General features: G+C 44.0%; 20 protein-coding genes and 1 tRNA gene. 15 read left to right on the top strand and 6 right to left on the bottom strand.

The genetic code is table 11. From position 1 onward, the window contains the following. Positions 1-59 precede the first annotated feature (59 nt). A complete protein-coding gene (locus ON006_RS26380) occupies positions 60-329 on the top strand; it encodes a hypothetical protein (RefSeq protein WP_244824230.1) in 270 nt (89 codons plus the stop codon). A gap of 142 nt (positions 330-471) precedes the next feature. On the opposite strand, the gene ON006_RS26385 is transcribed toward ON006_RS26380, so the two are convergent. Both ON006_RS26385 and ON006_RS26390 read right to left on the bottom strand, forming a co-directional pair. Next, positions 472-1,068 carry a mobile mystery protein B gene (locus ON006_RS26385; protein WP_244824231.1) on the bottom strand — a complete coding sequence of 199 codons (597 nt, stop codon included), beginning with the start codon at positions 1,066-1,068 and terminating at the stop codon, positions 472-474. Next, positions 1,059-1,517, bottom strand: coding sequence for a mobile mystery protein A (locus ON006_RS26390; RefSeq protein ID WP_244824232.1), 459 nt, complete (start codon positions 1,515-1,517; stop codon positions 1,059-1,061). Before ON006_RS26390 ends, ON006_RS26385 begins: the two co-directional genes overlap by 10 nt. A gap of 384 nt (positions 1,518-1,901) precedes the next feature. Between ON006_RS26390 and ON006_RS26395 the strand changes: the two genes are divergently transcribed. After that, the gene (locus tag ON006_RS26395; protein ID WP_244824233.1) at positions 1,902-2,891 is read left to right on the top strand and encodes a hypothetical protein; all 990 of its coding nucleotides are present in this window, start codon (positions 1,902-1,904) and stop codon (positions 2,889-2,891) included. A 2-nt stretch (positions 2,892-2,893) separates the two neighbouring features. On the opposite strand, the gene ON006_RS26400 is transcribed toward ON006_RS26395, so the two are convergent. Then, positions 2,894-3,475: a hypothetical protein gene (locus ON006_RS26400; protein WP_244824234.1), complete on the bottom strand. Its 582-nt coding sequence runs from the start codon at positions 3,473-3,475 to the stop codon at positions 2,894-2,896. Positions 3,476-3,499: 24 nt separating this feature from the next. Then, the gene (locus ON006_RS26405; protein ID WP_244824235.1) at positions 3,500-4,291 is read right to left on the bottom strand and encodes a hypothetical protein; all 792 of its coding nucleotides are present in this window, start codon (positions 4,289-4,291) and stop codon (positions 3,500-3,502) included. Between the two features lie 159 nt (positions 4,292-4,450). Here ON006_RS26405 and ubiE point away from each other — a divergent pair, with 159 nt between their 5' ends. The 7 genes from ubiE (at position 4,451) to ON006_RS26440 (ending at position 9,552) form a co-directional block, all read left to right on the top strand. Further along, the gene (ubiE, locus tag ON006_RS26410; RefSeq protein ID WP_244824236.1) at positions 4,451-5,173 is read left to right on the top strand and encodes a bifunctional demethylmenaquinone methyltransferase/2-methoxy-6-polyprenyl-1,4-benzoquinol methylase UbiE; all 723 of its coding nucleotides are present in this window, start codon (positions 4,451-4,453) and stop codon (positions 5,171-5,173) included. Next, a complete protein-coding gene (porT, locus tag ON006_RS26415) occupies positions 5,122-5,856 on the top strand; it encodes a type IX secretion/gliding motility protein PorT/SprT (protein ID WP_244824237.1) in 735 nt (244 codons plus the stop codon). Before ubiE ends, porT begins: the two co-directional genes overlap by 52 nt. 109 nt (positions 5,857-5,965) lie before the next feature. Continuing rightward, positions 5,966-6,040 (top strand) — tRNA-Val (locus ON006_RS26420). A gap of 133 nt (positions 6,041-6,173) precedes the next feature. Then, a complete protein-coding gene (locus ON006_RS26425) occupies positions 6,174-6,524 on the top strand; it encodes an ISAon1 family transposase N-terminal region protein (RefSeq protein WP_267609907.1) in 351 nt (116 codons plus the stop codon). After that, on the top strand, positions 6,520-7,503 hold the full coding sequence (locus tag ON006_RS26430) for an ISAon1 family transposase (RefSeq protein ID WP_445440921.1): 984 nt from the start codon (positions 6,520-6,522) through the stop codon (positions 7,501-7,503). Before ON006_RS26425 ends, ON006_RS26430 begins: the two co-directional genes overlap by 5 nt. A gap of 1,077 nt (positions 7,504-8,580) precedes the next feature. Next, positions 8,581-9,072 (top strand): SRPBCC family protein, encoded by a 492-nt coding sequence (locus ON006_RS26435; protein WP_244821189.1) that lies wholly within the window; start codon positions 8,581-8,583, stop codon positions 9,070-9,072. A 45-nt stretch (positions 9,073-9,117) separates the two neighbouring features. Then, positions 9,118-9,552 (top strand): VOC family protein, encoded by a 435-nt coding sequence (locus ON006_RS26440; RefSeq protein ID WP_244821190.1) that lies wholly within the window; start codon positions 9,118-9,120, stop codon positions 9,550-9,552. 13 nt (positions 9,553-9,565) lie between these two features. On the opposite strand, the gene ON006_RS26445 is transcribed toward ON006_RS26440, so the two are convergent. Further along, positions 9,566-10,678, bottom strand: a complete 1,113-nt coding sequence (locus tag ON006_RS26445; protein WP_310590203.1) for an acyltransferase family protein — start codon at positions 10,676-10,678, stop codon at positions 9,566-9,568. A gap of 318 nt (positions 10,679-10,996) precedes the next feature. On the opposite strand from ON006_RS26445, the gene ON006_RS26450 reads away from it, so the two are divergent. Further along, positions 10,997-12,604 carry a sensor histidine kinase gene (locus ON006_RS26450; protein WP_244821192.1) on the top strand — a complete coding sequence of 536 codons (1,608 nt, stop codon included), beginning with the start codon at positions 10,997-10,999 and terminating at the stop codon, positions 12,602-12,604. Continuing rightward, positions 12,591-13,001: a response regulator gene (locus tag ON006_RS26455; RefSeq protein ID WP_244821193.1), complete on the top strand. Its 411-nt coding sequence runs from the start codon at positions 12,591-12,593 to the stop codon at positions 12,999-13,001. Before ON006_RS26450 ends, ON006_RS26455 begins: the two co-directional genes overlap by 14 nt. A 5-nt stretch (positions 13,002-13,006) precedes the next feature. On the opposite strand, the gene ON006_RS26460 is transcribed toward ON006_RS26455, so the two are convergent. Beyond that, positions 13,007-14,164 (bottom strand): Gfo/Idh/MocA family protein, encoded by a 1,158-nt coding sequence (locus tag ON006_RS26460; RefSeq protein ID WP_244821194.1) that lies wholly within the window; start codon positions 14,162-14,164, stop codon positions 13,007-13,009. Positions 14,165-14,295: 131 nt separating this feature from the next. Between ON006_RS26460 and ON006_RS26465 the strand changes: the two genes are divergently transcribed. The 4 genes from ON006_RS26465 to ON006_RS26480 all read left to right on the top strand — a co-directional run bounded on the left by ON006_RS26465 (position 14,296) and on the right by ON006_RS26480 (position 20,806). After that, positions 14,296-16,407 (top strand): bi-domain-containing oxidoreductase, encoded by a 2,112-nt coding sequence (locus tag ON006_RS26465; RefSeq protein ID WP_244821195.1) that lies wholly within the window; start codon positions 14,296-14,298, stop codon positions 16,405-16,407. After that, on the top strand, positions 16,404-18,299 hold the full coding sequence (locus tag ON006_RS26470; protein WP_244821196.1) for an alginate lyase family protein: 1,896 nt from the start codon (positions 16,404-16,406) through the stop codon (positions 18,297-18,299). Before ON006_RS26465 ends, ON006_RS26470 begins: the two co-directional genes overlap by 4 nt. A gap of 7 nt (positions 18,300-18,306) precedes the next feature. Further along, a complete protein-coding gene (locus ON006_RS26475; protein ID WP_244821197.1) occupies positions 18,307-19,542 on the top strand; it encodes a glycosyltransferase family 4 protein in 1,236 nt (411 codons plus the stop codon). Between the two features lie 64 nt (positions 19,543-19,606). After that, positions 19,607-20,806 (top strand): 4Fe-4S binding protein, encoded by a 1,200-nt coding sequence (locus ON006_RS26480; protein WP_244821198.1) that lies wholly within the window; start codon positions 19,607-19,609, stop codon positions 20,804-20,806. Positions 20,807-20,842 lie beyond the last annotated feature (36 nt).

Raw genomic sequence — 20,842 nt, forward strand, 5'->3', positions numbered from 1 at the left:
CATTTCAAAAGATAAATTTACTGTAAACAACTTCACCACAATCTTAAAATACACACACTATGAATTTCAAAATCATTACCATCCCCGAATCTGGAACCGAAGTATGTCTCCACCGCGATCGCAATGACGAGGGAGAAGAAATTGTACGCATTACGGCACTTGTGATCAGTTTGGCCGGGACAGAACCCATGTTGGAGACAGTAGTGCGGTTCGCTGACGCCTGGTCGGCGCAATTTTTTGTGGAAGATTATTCTGAGACGTCGGCGAAGGGTTTTTTGAGACTGTGTTTGGAAGAGGAAGGGATTAGAATGAATGGAAATCACACTTAAATAGACCTTTATCCTTAATTATTATTTTAGCTATCTGTCTGTAAATCAATCAAATGTGGTTAATTTTTTAAATTCACAACAGAATAAACGAGATTTAGTACAGCATAATAAACGAGATTTGGTACAACAGAATAAATGAGATTCACGACCGGGCAAAAGCAAGCAATTGCGTAATATCTCCTGCATCAGCGGTCCTTACGGCTTTCAGGTATATGATACGGGTATCGTTTGGTAGGGCTAAGTTAGCTGCGCCCCAAGTAAAAACCGGCTGTTTATAAATTTTCTCAATGATAACGTCGGCGATGAGACGGCTATGCCTTCCGTTTCCATTTGGGAAGCAGTGAATGCTAACTATCCGATGTTTAAATCTAATAGCTATTTCTTCCGGAGAAAAGGTCTTATTTTCCACCCAAAACTTAGCATCATCGAGCAGGGTGCGTAGGGAGGCAGGAATTTGCCACTTATCGATACCAAGATTTTTATCTGTTTTTCTAAACTCACCCGCCCAAGCCCAGACATTTCCGTACATACGCTTGTGAAGGTTCTTTACAAATCGTTCAGTAAATACTACATCAGGTTTAAACGAACGAGTAAGTAACCATTGAACTGCTTCTTCTATGTTTTGCTGTTCAAACTCGTTCAATTCAGCGCGAGTAGCAATCGTGGGTATTAATAATCCTTCTTTTTCTTCCTCATCAAGTGATGTTTGCCCCGAAATATATTCTAAATCTAATCCCATAGAATTTTAGGCATATCATTTTTAATAACAAAAGCCCTTTCCTCAACAGCTTTCTTGAGGCGCATATTCGAATTTTCCTGGTCTTCGAGTTTCATCGTATTGGAGGTACGCATTACAATTTTCATTGCCAGCTCCGTAGCTTTTCTGTCAATGAGAGCATCTAAGGAACCATCTTTTGGAACCAGTCCGTAGACCAGCTCCATGTCCATCGCATTTGCTGCCTCTCGTAAGGATTTCAGGGTTATAGACCCTTCTTTTTCCCTTCTTTCAATATCCTTTATACTTTGTTTTGTAATTGAAAGTTTCTGCCCTAGCTGTTGCATCGACATTCCAACTGCGGTCCGAACGGCCTTTATCCACCCAGTAGGAGGCATTGCGACCTTTTTCAGTGCGTTAAATGCAGCTAATTTGTCATTGAGTTGCTGTATTTGCAATGTTTTTCTAGCCATAATTAAAGTTATGATGTGACTCGGGACATGAAAAAGTAAAGATATAACTTTACTTAATAAACACAAAAGTAAAGTTATATCTTTACGAAAATACATATTTTGTAAGGCTATAACTTTACAATATGTAGCTTAAGTCGACTATTTCCGGTCGTAATTCAGCTGGCAGGAAAACGGCACCATCTTGTCCCATTACTTATATCAACATTGGTTTTATGCTTGGGTCGTTCCTGTTGTTCAATGGCCGTTTTTATTGATATCTCTACTCCTTAAATAGAAGTTGAAAAAATTGCCTTTAAAAAATAAGCTATCGTAAAATTCGTGGAAGTAACATTATAGGGCTTACTTTTGTAGACTCATTCGCCTCGTTCCTAAGAATATTACTTCATGCAAAAAGTAGATGTTTGTATCAACTACTATGGAAAGCCTTATCAAACTGCGGTTACTTTGCTTAGCTTATGGGAGCACTCTTCCAGGCACATTGATAGGATTTTTGTAATCATAGAAAAAGTACAGCCTTACGATGAGTACGGCAGTGTACCACTTCTGAAACATGTTTTGAAGGACCTCCCTGTAGAATATGTTTACCCCAAACATTTTTACTACGCTGGCTCGCCGCCGGTAAGCTGGCTCTCTGATCCCGAAAAAAGGTACGGACTCAAATACCAGTATGCATTTGAAAATTCCACCAGCGAATACCTGTTTCTGACGCACAACGATTGCCTTTACAAAAGCGATCTGATCGGGGAAATGCTTCCGGTAACATTGAAGGAAAAAATAGCTGGAATTGGATTGATAGGTCAATGCTGGAACTGCCCGGCGATGTCTGCCAAATTATGCGATGGTGCCACATTTGAAAGCTACAAACCCAATGCGGCGGAACTCAAAGAACTAACGGTGCTATACGGCCCGCCACGTGAGAAAATCCACCTCGAACTAATCGAAAGCGGGTACATTCATCCGCTACCTGAATGCCGGCTCAACGAGTATGCCTGCCTGATCAATGTTGCTGCTTACCAGCAAAATGTATTTCCAAAAGGAGACATTCTGCCACTGGGAGGTAACTGGCACGGTACCGACTGGGGCACGATCTGGTTTCATGAAATGTACAACCGGGGATACAAGTTTGTCAATTTTCCTTTTGAGCCAAAAATGATCCATGCGCCTTTTTCCAATAACGGAAGCGGCCACGTAGCGGATTCAGATCTGGATCTTTACAGACAAACGGAAAAGCAAGCGCATGAATATCTCTTGAAAAACAGCAATATTTCCGGGGGGATACCTTTGTCCGTGAGCATGGAGCAGACGCAAATCAGGGCTAACCGGTTTTTGGGAAAGGTATACAATAAAGTGAGGACCAAATTGGGCCTATTGTAACATTAGTTGCCGAAAATCCGCCTGTCTGTGATGATCCCGCGATGTTCTTCAAGAAAAGCACAGAATGCATTGATCTGCATTTCCTGATGTGAAAAATCCAGGGTGTGATCGTATTCCTCGTGGTACACTTCTGTAAAATCGGTGATAATGTAACGAAGGCTTTTAATGCCTTTGGATCGCAATGCGGGCAGATAAAAGTTCTGGTGACTTTTGGCATAACAGCCTGCCTGGTACTTCTGAGTAGTTTTAATATCCGCCGCCAGCATCCGCCCCAGCACATCGACGTAGCCATAAAGCAGCACATTACCTAGCTGATATTCGCAGTACACCTGCGTTTTCATCATCGGGCGAGGCAGTAGCGCGCGTACCTGTGCGAGAATAGCCGCGTCAAAAAGTTCTTCATCCGTTCCTTTAATAACAGCTTCTTCAAAAGATGAGCCTTTGCGCTGCGCCTCCGTTTGCGGCACAGGAACCCTGTTTATTCTGTTAATGAGCTCATTAGCGTCAATGTAACCTTTTTCAAAGCGGTCGTAGCTATTGAGCAGCGTGGGGTAAATTTTATACTTAACAGCGTTCAATTCCATTTTGTAAAGAAAATATTCCCAAAGTTATTTCCCTAAACCTTTGAAACGATACGTCAGGGAAACAGTCAGAAAACTGAATTTATCATTTGGGGTATCGCTGTAAGATTCGGCCTCTTCGGGATTAATGAGCCTCTGTCCCGAGGTAGCATCCATTTTATCCGTTCGGACAAAATAAAAACGATAGTCGATACCCACTCTCCATTTACTGAACAGTTCATAGTCAAGAGAAGTGCCCAGCGGAAGCATTCCTTCTCGGGTCTTTTTAATGCCCGTCGGCCCGTGCGGGGGGCCCCAGCGTAAAAACAATGGATTTCTCGCGCTTAATGTGCTGTTGGTAAATCTGATCAGCTTGTCGTTATCCATGTCAAAAGCATTGCTGCTGAAATAAATCAGCCCTAGTCCACCGTAGACGCACAGATGTGCCGGCCCGGGTTCTAGCGTGCTGAATTGTTCAGTAACATCCCATTTGGCTGTCAGTTCCAATGTATTGTATTCATTGACAAAATAGGAATTGAAAAATGTCACCCGTTCGCCACCCAGTTTGCCAGCCGTATAGTCGAAATGCACAGCAACTTGTTTGTTAATGGCCCGACCCAGACTAACACCCGCCATTCCCGGCATATCCTGTTCGTTCAGCTCTCCAAAAAACTGCGTAAGGCCACCCCGGATATCCACCGAAAAGGGAAGGGATTGTTTTCTGTTATAACTTTTTTTCCTGCTGATACCATTGGAAAAAGGTTTGTTCCAAAAAGACGCCTGACCAAATGATACTTCGAATACGAGGCTGAATGCAGTGAAAAGTAAAAGTTTACGCATGTGAAACCGCGGGTTAGTTCTAAATGTTGGGATAATAATTATTTAGACGCAAGTTTCTGGTTTTGGTCAGCGTACGTAGTCAATTAGATTTGTACGCTCCATGAGATAACCATAAATATCTGTTAGTTTTGTTTACAGAAGCATTTAGAAAAAGGAAAAATGAGTGTAGTACCCTACAAGGATAAGGAAGGAAGCAAAAGAGAGCAGGTAGCAGAAATGTTTGACAATATTTCGCCAAAATATGATCTGCTCAACCACCTTTTGAGCGGGGGTGTCGATATATACTGGCGAAAACGGGCCATTAAATTGCTTCGTCAGCAGCAGCCAAAGGTTATTCTCGATATTGCGACCGGTACCGGTGACTTTGCGATCGAAGCGTTATCGCTGAAACCCGAGAAAATTATCGGTGTCGATATTTCTGAGGGAATGCTGGCGGTAGGGCGCGAAAAGGTGGCTAAATTGGGCAAACAGGATATTATCAATCTGCAAAGCGGTGATTCTGAAAGTTTGTCTTTTGCAAACAATTATTTTGATGCGATCATCGTTTCGTTTGGAGTACGTAATTTTCAGAATTTGCTGGCTGGTCTGACTGAGATGAACCGCGTGATGAAGCCAGGCGGAAATTGTGTGGTAGTAGAATTTTCCAAGCCTCGCAGCTTTCCGTTTAAGCAATTTTATAATTTTTATTTCAAATACATATTACCATTAATAGGAAACACCGTCTCAAAGGATAGTGCAGCTTATACTTATCTGCCAGAGTCGGTTCAGGCATTTCCGGATGGAGAGGCTTTTCTGGAAATTTTTAAAAAAGCAGGTTTCATAAATACCAAATGCATACCACTTACCTTCGGGATTTGTTCAATTTACATCGGTCAAAAATAATATTTGGCATTCTTGCGCTGTTTATGACGGTTCAGGAAGTAAAGTCGCAAGGCATTGGATACAGGCGGCGGCATCTCGAATATTATGACGACAAACCTATTCATTACGGAATTCTGTTTGCCGTTCCGTTTACAAGGTTCAATATCAAGCATAGCAACGAGTTTGTCGCCAAGGATTCGGCTTTTGTCATTCAATCACCGACCAACGCTGCATTCCGCATGGGATTTGTTGTCAATGCTTATTTAACCGAACATTTCGACATTCGCACTACCCCTTCTGTTTCATTGTACGACCGCAATGTCAAGTTCAGCTATCCGAACGGGACGGAGAAAACGGAAAGGCGCGAATCGACGTGGATCGAAGTGCCTATCCTGTTAAAATACAAATCGTTAAGACGGGTTAATTCCAGAATGTACATGATTGCGGGGATGACTTTGGGAATAGAAACCAATGTCAAGCGAAGCCGCGGCGGTGGTACGGGAAGGCTGGATACCAAGTCCAATGATTTGTCCATCGACTATGGAGTTGGCTACGAGCAGTTCTTTGAGTACTTCAAATTTTCGCCGGAATTGCGCTTTTCACACGGCATAGCGAACGTATTTCAGCCGACTAAAAATTCTTTGGGAAGGGGGATCAGCCGAATGTCAACACATACGGTAACGCTGTATTTAAATTTCGAATAAGTGAATACTGATTCTCAGGGCGTTGTAAATTTTTTTAAATTTTTTTCTTAAAATATTTGCAGACGTAAATTTAGTCCTACATATTTGCACTCCCAAACGACGGGGAAAAGGGAGTTTAGCTCAGTTGGTTCAGAGCATCTGCCTTACAAGCAGAGGGTCGGGGGTTCGAATCCCTCAACTCCCACGAAAGAAAAAAGCACTGATTTCTCAGTGCTTTTTTTGTTTTAAGCCTCAATAGAACGCGTCTGGGATCAGTCCGAAAAGTTGGGGGGAAGGAAAATAATTGTTTGTTTTGCGATGAATCAATTTAAAGAGCATTGCAAGAGTCTTACCAAGCCCTAGTCCGTTTCCTGTTGCCCGAGGGCATCCTCGATTATTTCGAGCTTTCCAAAATAGTTGAAGGCCTCACTGGCCTGAATATCTATCTGGAAGAAAAGAATCTTCCTCCTGCCGAATACAAGGATCAAAAATTAGAGTCCAAAGGCTTTTTACCCGAGATATACATTCAGGATTTTCCGATTCGTAACCAACGTGTCACACTCTGTATCAAGCGCCGCCGGTGGGAAGTCAAGGACACCGGCGACATTGTTAGCAGGGATTGGAATGTAGTGCAACAGGGAACTCGGATGACCAAGGAGTTCGCTGATTTTTTAAAAACAATGTATTGATAATAATCCCGTCAGTTGTTCACAGCTAGGCAAATACTTTCATCTCGACGGCAAACAGCTTCAACAGCAATACAAGGACCACATCAGTGATTACAAAGACTGGGGTCAGCGCGAGCATGCTGCTGAATGGCTTTTGTATCCAGAAAACACCGGTCCATATTTAAGTATTGACGAAACTTCACTATCCAATGGCGAACTTTACACGATTGTAACTAATAAGGCTGCAAAAGGTAGAAAAGGCTCTTTGCTGGCAATGATAAAGGGTACGCAAGCAGCATCAGTGATTGAGGTTTTGCGAAAAATTCCCAAGCGTATTCGCAGCAAAGTGCGGGAAGTAACACTGGATATGGCTGCCAATATGGGAATGATAGTCAGTCGGTGTTTCTCCAAAGCAGCAAAGGTTATAGACCGGTTTCACGTTCAAAAACTTGCTTATGATGCTGTCCAGGAAATCAGGATCAAACATCGTTGGCAAGCTCTGGATCAAGAGAATCAGGCTATTGAAGCTGCAAAGCAGGCAGGTGTGCCATACGAACCTGAAATTCTTGCAAACGGTGATACAATCAAGCAGCTATTGGTCAGAAGCCGTTATTTGTTATTTAAGCACTGCGACAAATGGACTGCTTCGCAAATCCAGCGTTCCAGATTGCTCTTTGAGCGTTATCCGCTCATAAACCAAGCCTACAAGCTGGCGACAGGATTAGGGACAATTTTTAGGACTTGTAAATCAAAAGAACATGCCTTCAAAAAGCTTGCGCTCTGGTACAATCAAGTGGAAGATTGCGGCCTTGATTCTTTCAAAACCGTTGCCAAATCTATTCAAACCCACTATCTGGACATTCTGAACTTCTTCAATAACAGAAGCACGAATGCTTCGGCTGAGTCCTTCAATGCGAAGATCAAGGCTTTTAGGTCGTCATCCAGAGGAGTGAGAGATATTCCATTTTTCCTATTCAGGCTTACCAAACTCTATGCTTAATATTCCCCAAGAATTCAGCTTGATCCCGCGTCTGCCCGCGCGGCGTCCGCTTACAAGCAGAGTGTCGGGGACGGTCGGCCGCTGCCGTTCGAATCCCTCAACTCCCACAGAGGAAAAAGCACTGAGAAATCAGTGCTTTTTTTGTTTTAAGCCTCAATAGAACGCGTCTGTCCGCGCGGCGTCCGCTTACAAGCAGAGTGTCGGGGACGGTCGGCCGCTGCCGTTCGAATCCCTCAACTCCCACAAGGAAAAAAGCATCGAGAAATCGGTGCTTTTTTTTGTTTTAAGCCTCAATAGAACGCATCTGCCCGCGCGGCGTCCGCTTACAAGCAGAGTGTCGGGGACGGTCGGCCGCTGCCGTTCGAATCCCTCAACTCCCACAGAGGAAAAAGCACTGAGAAATCAGTGCTTTTTTTGTTTTAAGCCTCAATAGAACGCATCTGCCCGCGCGGCGTCCGCTTACAAGCAGAGGATCGGGGACGGTCGGCCGCTGCCGTTCGAATCCCTCAACTCCCACGAAAGAAAAAGCATCGAGAAATCGATGTTTTTTTTGTTTTAAGCCTCAATAGAACGCATCTGCCCGCGCGGCGTCCGCTTACAAGCAGAGTGTCGGGAACGGTCGGCCGCTGCCGTTCGAATCCCTCAACTCCCACAAGAAAAAAAGCATCGAGAAATCGGTGCTTTTTTTGTTTTAAGCCTCAATAGAACGCATCTGCCCGCGCGGCGTCCGCTTACAAGCAGAGTGTCGGGGACGGTCGGCCGCTGCCGTTCGAATCCCTCAACTCCCACGAAAGAAAAAGCATCGAGAAATCGATGTTTTTTTTGTTTTAAGCCTCAATAGAACGCATCTGCCCGCGCGGCGTCCGCTTACAAGCAGAGTGTCGGGACGGTCCGCCGCGCCGTTAGAATCCCTCAACTCCCACTTAACATCCCGTCATTATACCTCAACAAAAAAATGCAGATATGTTTGCGCAACTCAAAAGTTGCATATAAATTTGCAACCTGAGGGTTGCGCGATTAATAATCGAGAATGAAGCAAGATATATTCCAGGTCATATCAATTAAATAATAGAAAAAATGAACAACGATTTGCTATTTGATTTTAAGGTTGACAAAGCAGCGAAAACGGTATTTATAACCAGGGAGTTTAATGCCGGACAATCTTTGGTATGGGATGCTTTTACCAAAGCAGAGCTACTGGACCAATGGGGGGCACCTGCACCTATGCGCGCCAAAACTAAGTATATGGATTTCAAAGTGGGCGGGCGGCGATTTTACGCAATGATAAGCCCCGACGGGCAGGAGCGTTGGTCGGTGCAGGAATTTACATCCATTACCCCGAAAACCAATTTTAAGATGTACAACGCGTTTGCAGATAAAGACGAAAATCGCGAACTGCCCGGTTCTGAATGGGATTACAATTTCAGCGAACAAAATGGCATAACCAAAGTGAGCATTACCATTTTTAATGAATCGTTTGAGCGATTGGAGAAATTGCTGGAGGGCTTCAAAATAGGCTTCACCATGACCCTAAAAAATCTGGAAGATCTGTTATCCTCCTTATCGTAGAAAACATAAAATAAAACCTGTAATCACTTTTAAGAAATAGAAATTATGAGAGCAATCAATCCCTGGATCAACTTCAATGGCAATGCTGAGGAAGCATTCACTTTTTACAAATCAATTTTCGGCGGTGAGTTTACGAAGATCGTTCGTTTCAAAGATTTAGCGAGCGATGAATTTCCGATACCAGCTCATGAAGCAGATAAACTCATGCACATTGCTTTGCCTATTGGCAAACAAAATGTATTAATAGCGAATGATGTTCCGGAATTTATGGGACGGGTAAACGAAAACGAAAACAGATCTAAAATATCAATTAGTACTGAAAGCCGTGAAGAAGCGGACAAAATATTTAACGGATTATCAGCAGGTGGGGAGGTAGAGGGACCCATTGGCGACAGTCCGTGGGGTACGTACGCAGGCATGTTTAGGGACAAATATGGTATTGAATGGATCGTGGAATTTGACCCAAATGATAACGGGTAAATTTACCAGAAGATTACCGTTTTTGATAGAAGCCTTTTAGGTTAACTCTAACAATACCCCGCGTTTTCTGAATAAGAATGGGGATCGGTTTTAGGTTTTTTAATTTTAATGCTGGTGCTTCGATGAGACGCCACGAAAGATAAGCGAGAATTGCAGAAATGATAAGACTCGTAAAAATGAGGCTTACATGATCCATTCCAAAATAGTACACCAGAGTTTGCTGTACCGGAAATCCGTATATGTAAATGCCATAAGACAGGTCGCCAATGTGCTCTGTAACATTGCTAATGCCATAAACCGGCAGTAGACCCATGCTCAGCACGATAATAGGAAGTAATGTAACGCTGGCAAAGGAGAAAATGGGTTGCCCGGTGGAAAATACAAACAAGCCCAGCGAAATAATCAATATGATAAGTAAATGGCGTTGTGAGATATCTGCCATTCGAGTAGCTGCAAGAAGCGAGCCCGCAGCAAAATAAACGCCAAGCTCAATCAGATACCAATCGAGTATGAAGTAATTCCATTTCTGAATCTCAGTAAAATTGAGAACGTCCAGCTTGGCAAGAAACAAGTAAGTCAACAACAAAACCACAATGACAGGAATACGTTTGCTCTTGATAAAAAACAGCAGAGACACGGCTATATACATCGTGAATTCGAATGGAATTGTCCATAGCGAACCATTGATGGCGGACTTGTGTGGATTTCGATCAAATATGCCAGGAATGTCGTATTGAATTCTGTAAAGGCGCAGATTGTTGGGAATATATGTCCTGACGCTTTTATTCAGCAAATACGCTGTATCATTCTCGTAAACAAAAGGCCCGAGAACCACTGTCAGAATAAGTACCACAGCAAGGGCTGGGAAGAGTCTTAAAATCCTTTTCCAATAAAAATCAGCAAGGTCTCTTGATCTTTCCAGACTTTGAAAAATGAGATAACCGCTGATTACAAAAAATCCTCTCACGGCAATCCATGAAAATATATATTGTCCATTGGTGAACTGACACAACCAATCGCATTCCTTAGAACCTGCCAGTGGATATGAGTGTGTAATGATAACACAGCCTGCAAATAGCAACCTGAGAAAATCAAAATTGTTTCTTCTGTGAGTTTCTATATCGATAAATTTTTTTGTCGTTCAACCGGCAAAAGTAGATTAAAAGCTGATTGTCGATCATGACATTCAATGGGACATAACATTTTCAAATATACTCTCACATTGCCAACTATTTTTATATTCTGTAAAACGCATTAATTCTATCTATTGGCCTCTCTTATAGTATTACTTCACATTTTCAAATGTTACCTCATCATTATTTGTAACGGGCTGAAAGCTTCATCATCCAATTATGTATATTGGATTGGTTTTTGACTTTGACGAATACAGTCGGGCCAGAAAAAACTGATGAGTGACCGTTCCCCTTGAATATGATGAAAAAATATGGATCCGGAAATTTCCTTATGTGTAACCAGCGCGGATAGCATCCGCATGTGCAGAAGTGGAATAACATTAAACCAGTACCAAAAAGCAGACCTTTCACAGCAGATTACCGGATTTTTTGAAGGGATATTTAGCACAAAAAACTGGCCGGCAAGGTGGTATTGTGGCGAATGGACTGATTTTCACGGGTGGCTTTACATTCTGTCTGACCTGCTGATTTGGAGCGCCTATTTCCTGATTCCGGTGTTTCTGATCAAAGTGGTGACTCAGCGACGCGATATTCCGTTTCCGCATACGATTTGGTTGTTCGTTGCATTTATCCTTCTTTGTGGAACCACGCATTTTATTGACGCACTGATATTCTGGATACCGGTGTATCGCCTGAGTGCCCTCGTCCGGTTTGTCACCGGCGTGGTTTCCATCACGACAGTCTATTATCTGTACAAAATATTCCCAAGCATATTGCTGGTCAGGTCGGTTAAAGATTTGCAGAAGGAGATCGACGAACGGAACATTGTAGAAGAAAAATTGGCCGCCAGTGAATATCTCCTCACAGCAGCGGGCGAGGTGGGTAAGCTGGCAGGATGGGAATACGACCTCTCGACCAGGGAGTTTAACTGGACGAAGACGGCCACCGATATCTTCGAAACAGAAAGTGAAGAGGTCATCGATGAGCAGGACCTTTTTGAGTTTTTCAATGAACATGACCAAATGATCATTAAACTTGCTTTGCTTAACGCGCCAGAGACGAAAGAGTCGTGGGACCATGAATTTCTGATGACTACCCACAGCAATATCAAATGGGTGCGCTTCTCCGGGAATCCCATATTTGACAAACAAAATGAGGTGTTCAAAATCCGTGGTATCATTATGGATATCAGCCGGTACAAAACATCCGAACTGAACTTGATCCGGTCCATTAATCAAATGGTACAGCAGAACAACCAGCTAAAAAATTTCACCCATATTCTTTCCCACAACCTTCGCAACCATTCCAGTAACATTTCCCTGCTGACCAGTTTCGTTGATGAACCCGCACTGACTGAGGGTAACCTGGAAGTTTTCAAAAGGATTAAGACCGTTTCAGGTCATTTGAACAACACATTGGATGACCTTTCTCAGATTATTAAGATCAGGGAAAACAGGCTTGAAAGTGAGGAGCTGGACATTGAAATGGTTACCAGAAAAGTGCTTTCGGTGATGGATGAAAGCATCAAAGAAAGCAATACGACCATTGACATAAAATATGATCTGAAAACGGTCATGTTCCCGCAGGTGTACCTCGAAAGCATTCTGATGAATCTGATTTCCAATGGCATAAAGTATAGAAAGGACGGAGATCCGGCTCATATTACATTGAAATTTTACCTCAATGGCTCGGGGGTCAAGGAACTTAAATATATAGATAAGGGCAAAGGGATCAATCTGGATTTACATGCCGAAAAGGTATTTGGATTATATAAAACTTTCCATAAACATAAGGATGCGCACGGCGTTGGCCTTTTTTTGATCAAGAATCAAATCGAGACACAAGGGGGCAAAATTCAGATTTTTAGCAAAGTAAACCAGGGAACGACTTTTAAAATAACATTTGATGAATACGCTTGAACGACTTTGCGTGATAGACGACGATCAGGTCTTTACTTTTCTTCTCAAAAAGATGATTGAAAAGGCTCAGGTGACGCAGGAAACGCTATTTTTCGAAAACGGCCAGGATGCCATTGACTATTTGGTAGCATGTAATAGCCAGCAAGAAAAGTTGCCGCAACTCATATTGCTGGATATTAACATGCCTATTTTGGACGGCTGGCAGTTTATCGAGGAATATGCCAAACTCAAACCTTCACTATCTAAATGTATTTCCATTTTTATGGTGAGTTCCTCTACGGAGACCGAGGATTATGAACGGGCGATGTCCACAGGCCATATTACGGATTACATTCAGAAACCAATCTACGCGTCGGAACTACAAGATATAGTTAATAAGGTGTTGTCTTGTAATTGAGCAGGTTACAAGCTGACTTGCCGTTTTGTTTCCGCGGCAAGTAGCCCTGCTTCCAGCACCTGAATGATTTTTAAGCCGTCGGCAAAATCCGGTTTAATGGCGGTATCTTCTTCAATTGCTTTGACAAAATCCACGACTGCGTGTACAAATGCATGCTCGTAGCCGATAATGTGACCTGCTGGCCACCAGTGACTTGCATAAGGATGTGCGGCCTCTGTAGCGAGAATGGTGCGAAAGCCTTGTTCGCCGTCATGATCGTCTCTCGAAAAGTATTGCAGCTCATTCATCCTTTCCAGATCGAAAACGAGGCTTCCTTTGCTGCCATAGATTTCAAATGTCAGACGGTTTTTCCGCCCGCTTGCGAACCGTGTCGCTTCGAATGAGCCAATCGCGCCGTTTTTAAAATTGACCAGCATTAATGCCGCATCTTCCACGGTAACTTCACCCATCTCACTACCCAGCGACACAGCCGAAAGGCTTCCCGAGGCGGCCTCGTCTGCAATCGGACGTTCCTTAATAAAGTTTGTGGTAAGTGAAGAAACGGTAGTAATATCACCGATCAGAAAATGGGCCAGATCCACAGCATGTGAATTAAGGTCCCACTGAGGGCCAGCCTGGGCTGTTTCTTTTTTCAATTGCCAGGTCAAGGGGAATGTCGGGTCCACGATCCAATCCTGCTGATAGGCACACCGCCAATGAAAAATGCGACCGATCTTTCCTTCGTCGATCATTTTTTTGGCGAAAGCTACGGCCGGGGTGCGGCGGTAATTATGGTTCAGGTAGTGCTTGATTTTGTTTTCCTCACATACTTTCAGCATTTCTTCTGCCTGTTTGCTGTTCATAGCAAGTGGTTTTTCGCAAAAAATATGTTTGCCGGCACGCGCCGCAGCCAGCGCTACTTCATAATGCAGATGTTGTGGCAAAGCAATGTCGATAATGTCAATGTCGGGACGGGATATTAGTTTTTTCCAGTCTGTTTCCGTTTCTTCCCAGCCCCAGTTCTGAGCGAATTCAGTGAGAGATTCCTGATGCCGTCCGCAAGCAACTTTCAAAACGGGAATAGCGGGGGTGTCGAAAAATAAAGGTGCTTTTTTCCAGGCGTTGCTGTGCGCGCGCCCCATAAACTTGTAACCAACGATACCTACATTAAGCTGTTTTTTCATTCTTATCTGATGGGTTTTTGCATTTATTCCGAATAAATAGTAATCGTCAAAAATATTAAAACTTTGTCATTGGAGATAATCTTGTAAATTTCAGCCGAAGAAGATTTTTACTCACAACACACTATATTTTGATGAAACAGCTTGCGCAAAACCTGCGAACGGGTAAAACCGTGTTGCTGGAAGTCCCCGCACCCCTTGTTAAAAAGGGACACGTGTTGATCAAAACACGCAAAAGCCTTGTCTCCACAGGTACTGAAAAGATGCTGATCGGTTTTGGAAAGGCAAGTATACTGGAAAAAGCCCGCCTCCAGTCTGATAAAATAAAGCCCATCCTGAATAAAATTAAGTGCGACGGTTTGCTACCTACCGCCCGGTCTGTATTGCAGCGGCTTGATCAACTCATTCCACTCGGCTACTGTAATGTGGGAGACGTGATGGAAGTAGGCGAGGATGTAGCACATTTCAGGAGGGGTGACAGGGTTGTGAGCAATGGCTTGCACGCTGAAATGGTATGCGTGCCAGCCAATCTGGTTGCGAAAGTCCCCGACGATGTTACCGATGAGGAAGCCGCATTTACAGTGATCGCCGCAGTAGCATTGCAGGGAATCCGCCTCCTGGGCCCGGCTTTGGGTGAAACCGTGGTCGTGATCGGCTTGGGACTAACTGGTTTGCTAACTGCGGAAATGCTGAAAGCAAACGGATGTCGGGTCATTGGGCTGGAACCTGACGAGCAAAAACTCCAAATAGCCTCAGAAAAGGGCATTATTACCATTAATCCGAGACATACTGATCCTGAAAAGCTTGTTGCAGACCTTACTGACGGAGCTGGTGCCGACGGCATTATCATTACAGCGTCGTCCGCCTCCCATGATCTGATATCGCTTGCCGCAAAAATCGCAAGGAAGAGAAGTAAGGTCATTTTGACCGGCGCGGTTGGACTGAATTTGCGTAGGGAGGACTTTTATAAAAGGGAATTGACATTGCAGGTTTCCTGCTCGTATGGGCCAGGTCGGTATGATCCCAACTATGAGGAAAAGGGACTTGATTACCCGATTCCTTTTGTTCGATGGACTGCAAACCGGAATTTTGAAGCGGTAATGGATATGCTGGCCAGTGGGTTGTTGAATGTAAAACCACTGATCACAGAAGTTATTCCGCTGGTTAATTTCTGGAAGGTGTACGATCAAATTGTTGACTCGAAGGGCATAGCATATCTTTTTCATTACCCGCAAACCAGTGGTTATAAAAACACAATCCGGTTTCAAAACAAGGTCATCAAAGCTGTAAATGGCACCATAGGCATTGTTGGGGCTGGCAACTACACCCGGATGACTATGTTGCCGTTGCTTAAAGATTTCGCGGTTAAATACATTGCCAGCGAAAATGGGTTTTCTGCTGCCGAACTCGCTACGAAATACCGCATACCGTACATTACCACCGATTTTGGAGAAATGCTGAGTGACGAAGAAGTCAGTCTTGTCATCGTTGCAACGCGGCACGATAAACATGCGGCGATGGTCATTCAGGCCCTGAACGCGGGTAAGCATGTTTTTGTGGAAAAACCCCTCGCATTACTTCCGGAACAGTTGGAGGCGATTATAGAGGCTTGGCAAACCAGAGAACACGATGTGTCATTGACCGTGGGCTTTAACCGCCGGTTTTCTTCCCATACATTAAAAATAAAGGAACTGCTAGGCAATGCAGCGATGAATGTGGTCGTGACGGTTAATGCCGGGTACATTCCGGCCGAGTCCTGGGTTCACGATCCTCAGATTGGAGGTGGCAGGATTGTGGGCGAAGGTTGCCATTTCATCGACCTCATATCTTTTCTTACGGGTAGCTCCGTTACCGCGGTGTGTATGAATACAATGGGCGGCAGCGGAAATGGTATGCAGGATAACGCTAATATTTTGCTCCGATATCAGAACGGTTCAACCGGCGCGATCAACTATTTTTCAAATGGCCACCCAGCCTTTCCCAAGGAACGCGTGGAAGTACATTCTCTGGGCAAAACTTTGGTTCTGGACAATTTCATCACATTGACGGGCTACGGTTTCAAGCATTTTACCAGGTACAAATCGCGGCAGGATAAAGGTCACGAGCGGCAATTTCGCCAGTTGAGAGAAATGGTTTGCAATGGCGGACCAGCTCTTATTCCATTTGGCGAAATCGTCAACACTACCCGGGCGACGTTCGCGGCAATGGAAAGTTTGAAAAACACTTGCTGGGAATCTGTCGAATGAAAAAGCTACGGTACAATGGCCAGCTCTTGTTTCATTTGGTTAAAAATATGGGGCTGAGATACATTCTCTTTCGCATCTGGTACGAGATCCAGCGGTTAACCGGTGTCTTGCAGCTTCGATTTCCGACAAAAAGCGCGGCCAGGTATTTCATTTCAATGACTGACTGGCGAAATCTGCCGGTTAGGTTTTTCTCTCATGATCGGAATTTGAGCATTGAGAAGGATGTCGATCTTAATGCATTGAAACATCTCATGGATGAGATGAGGCAAAATAGGTTTTTGTTTTTCAGCTCTGAATGGTTTGCGGTAAAAGATTGGCATACTAATCCCAGAAATGGTTTTACCTACGATCGAGCCCAGCACTGGACTGAAATTCCGGACTTTTTGAAGGAAGCTGGCGACATTAAATATGTTTGGGAGAAGTCCAGATTTACATTTCTCTATGACCTGATCCGCTATGATCTGCATTTTGAAGAGGATCAGTCTCAACTGGTTTTTTCATTGATTCTGGACTGGATTAACGAAAACCCGGTTAACTGCGGGCCAAATTGGAAATGCGGTCAGGAAATCTCGCTCAGGGTGCTGAATTGGGTTTTTGCATTACATTATTACCGCGTTTCCGACAACCTGACCCAGGAAATTTTCGATCAGATTATTGGGAGTATTTATGATCAGATGGTGCACGTTGCGGAAAATATCAGCTTCTCACGAACAGTTGTCCGTAACAATCATGCATTGACTGAAACATTGGCGCTGTACATAATAGGCTTGCTTTTTCCTTTCTTTCCTGAAAGCAGGCATTGGAGGAAAAAAGGAAAAGAATGGTTTGAAACTGAAATTGAATATCAGATTGACGAGGAAGGGACGTTCCTGCAATTTTCGATGAATTACCACCGCATAGTCGTTCAGCTACTCGCCTGGGCTTTTAAACTTGCTGAGTTAAATGGTGAACATTGGGGAGAGAATGTATACGACCGAGCCCGGAAATCTGTGAAATTTCTACACGCTTGTCAGGATGATAAGAGCGGTTGGCTTCCAAACTATGGGCATAATGACGGGGCTTTATTTTTTCCTCTGACTTCTTGCCATTTTCGGGACTTCCGACCTCAGTTAACAGCGTTAAGTAGGCTTTTGGAGATGGGTTTGGGCTATGGTAACGGGCCGTGGAATGAGGAATCTGCCTGGCTGGGAATTGAGAAAAAACCCAAAATGGTACTGGTTCGGGAAACAAAATGGGCTTTTCCAAAGGGCGGTTATTACCTGTTGCGTGACGAGTACTCCACTACATTTCTTCGCTGCGGGGCTTATCAAAACCGGCCATTTCAAGCCGATAACCTGCATTTGGATATCTGGGTTAACGGTAAAAATATCCTTCGCGACGCGGGTACCTATTCCTACTATACCGACGGGCAATGTGCGGAATACTTCTCTGGTACCATTGCCCACAACACGGCAATGCCAGGGAATTATGATCAAATGTCAAAGCAGTCCCGATTTATATGGTTTCACTGGGTAAGAAAAGCAAGAGGAGTTATTCGTGAGGAACATGGTTTTCAGATCATCGAAGCCGAATTTGAAGGTTTCGAGCATATAGGGAGAGGGATCATTCATAAACGAAAGGTCATGAAAAAGATCGGGAGCCTTCATTGGCAGATCGAAGACTGGCTGGAAAATGTACCGGCCCAATTGCCAATGAACCAAATCTGGCACCCTTGTGAAGACTTTTCTGCATACTACGAGATGAAATCGTGGGATGAAAATGGTAGTGAAATATTCAAAACGATAAGTAACGGCTGGTATGCCGAGGTATATGGGCAAAAAGCCGGTTGCCGGCAATGGATATTTTCTACACCCCGGAAGTACATAAAAACTATCCTGAGGGCAATCAATTGATGATTCTATGCACATACTACTAATTCACCAGTATTTTCTGGAAGATAATGGCGGCGGTGGTTCGCGCTGGAATGAGATGAGCCGGATTTGGGTTGCCGAGGGGCATCATGTGACTGTTGTTGCGGGGACCGGACATTATATGAACCAAGAGACCGGAGTAACAAAAAAGTTTTTTGCTCAAAATGTAAATTCTAACAGTGTTAGAATCATCCGTTGCCATGTTTCCCGGCGTTACCATTTGGGTTTTGCGGGCAGACTGTGGGCGTATTTTTCTTTCACATTATCTGCGACATTGGGTGGTATCTTGTACGCGAGGGATAGGTACGATTTAGTGCTGGTAACGTCTCCGCCCTTGCTGGCCGGTATTGCGGGATTGTTCATTTCACGTTGGAAAAGAATACCATTGGTTTTGGAAATCAGGGACTTGTGGCCTGAATCGGCTGTTGATACAGGCGTTTTGAAAAATAGATTTTTGATCCAAATGTCATATTGGCTTGAAAATCAGCTGTATAAATGTGTGCGTTTGATTAATGTCCTCACTCCTGCATTCAGAGAGGTTTTGATCCAGGAAAAGAAAGTTTATCCTTCAAAAATCATCATGGTGCCCAATGCGGCTGATTTCAGTTTATCGGAGCATTATCTTCAAACTTTTGCCAGAGAGGCTTTCAGACGTGAATTGAAACTGGAAAATAAGTTTGTTGTGATCTATGTAGGAGCCCACGGCGTTGCAAATCACCTGATCCAAATTCTGGAAACGGCTGATCTTTTAAGAGATACCAATGTTCTTTTTCTGCTCATTGGTGATGGTGTGCAAAAGAGACAATTGATGGAGGAGGCGTTCAGAATGCAGCTTAACAATGTTAGATTTCAAGATCCGGTAGGTAAGGCTGAGATTTTCAAATACATTTTGGCAGCGGATGCCGGAACATCGGTCTTAAAAAAGGCAGACACATTCAAAACCATTTACAGCAATAAAACCTTTGACTATTTCTCGTGTAAAAAACCTGTTTTAATGGCGATTGATGGAATTTCAAGGCAGCTGGTAGAAGAGGCAAGCGCGGGAATTTTTGTTGAACCTGAAAATCCGGCAGACTTTGCATTCAAAATCAGGCAATATAAGAATGACCATACACGTTGCCAGGCCGAAGGAGAAAATGGTTATCAGTTTGCGAGGGCGCATTTTGATCGGGAGATTTTGGCAAAAAAATACCTGGAACAGCTGTTGGCTCTTCGCAAAGGATAGTTCTTTTTATACACTTTACTCTATCTTTGCCGTAGGGTAGCTGTTGGAATTATATAGATCGGATTTGTCAACCTATTTTAAAAATATATCGGAAGGGATCAGTACCACTATTACAGGTATGCGTCTTACGTTACGTCATTTGTGGAGTGCGCGTAAGAGGCGCAGGCCCGGTGATATCCGTTCCGGCAACTTCTACGACCAGCAGGAAGGAATCGTGACGATTCAGTACCCGCTGGAAACCATTCCCATCCCCGACAATGGTCGATACCGTCTCCACAATGAAATGGACGACTGCATTGTGTGTGACAAATGCGTTAAAGTTTGTCCCGTCGACTGCATTGAAATTGAACCTATCCGTGCCATTGAAGAAGTAGGAAAAGCTTCAGACGGTTCTCCAATAAGACTTTATGCGGCGAAGTTTGACATTGATATGGCAAAATGCTGCTACTGCGGCCTTTGCACAACGGTATGCCCGACGGAATGTCTGACAATGACCAAAACGTTTGATTACAGCGAGTTGGATGTGCGGGATATGGTGTACAGCTATGCGAATTTGTCCCCCGAGGAGGCTGACGAAAAGAGAAGGCTGCTGGATCAGTTCCAAAAAGAAAAAGAAGCATTAAAAACTGCAAGTAAACCTGTTACGGCTTCGGAGCCTACACCATCGGCACCAGCTCGTCCAGTGTTTAAGCCAAGTATCAAGCCCAAAGTTGTGGCTGACGAAAACGTTGAAAAACCAGTTTCCGAAACGCCGATACAGGACGAACCAAAACCTGTTGCTGCTAAGCCAGCGTTCCGCCCAACTTTGAAACCGAAAGTTTCAGAGGATAACATTGAAAAACCAGCTGCAGAAACACCAGCTCAGGAGGAACCCAAACCAGTTGCGGCGAAACCACCATTCCGTCCGACGATGAAACCAAAGGTTGTTTCGGAAGACAATGCTGAAAAGCCAGTTTCAGAAACACCAGCTCAGGAAGAAACAAAACCGGTTGCGGCGAAGCCGCCATTTCGTCCGACGATGAAGCCAAAGGTTGTTTCAGAGGAGAATGTTGAAAAACCAGTTTCAGAAACGCCAGCAGCGGAAGAACCCAAACTTGTTGCTGCCAAGCCAGCCTTCCGCCCGACGATGAAACCGAAAGTGGAGGTTAAAGCAGAAATTAAGGCGGAGGAAACTGCCAAGGCGGAGCAACCTGAGCAGAACGAAGAAGTGAAACCCAAACCGGCGTTCCGCCCTACTATGAAACCCAAACCTCCGAAAGAGTAGGAATCCCCCTCAAAGAAAGTAGCATTATTAATCATT

The sequence above is a fragment of the Dyadobacter pollutisoli genome (genome assembly GCF_026625565.1).
In the GTDB taxonomy this organism is placed as follows: Bacteria; Bacteroidota; Bacteroidia; order Cytophagales; family Spirosomataceae; genus Dyadobacter; species Dyadobacter pollutisoli.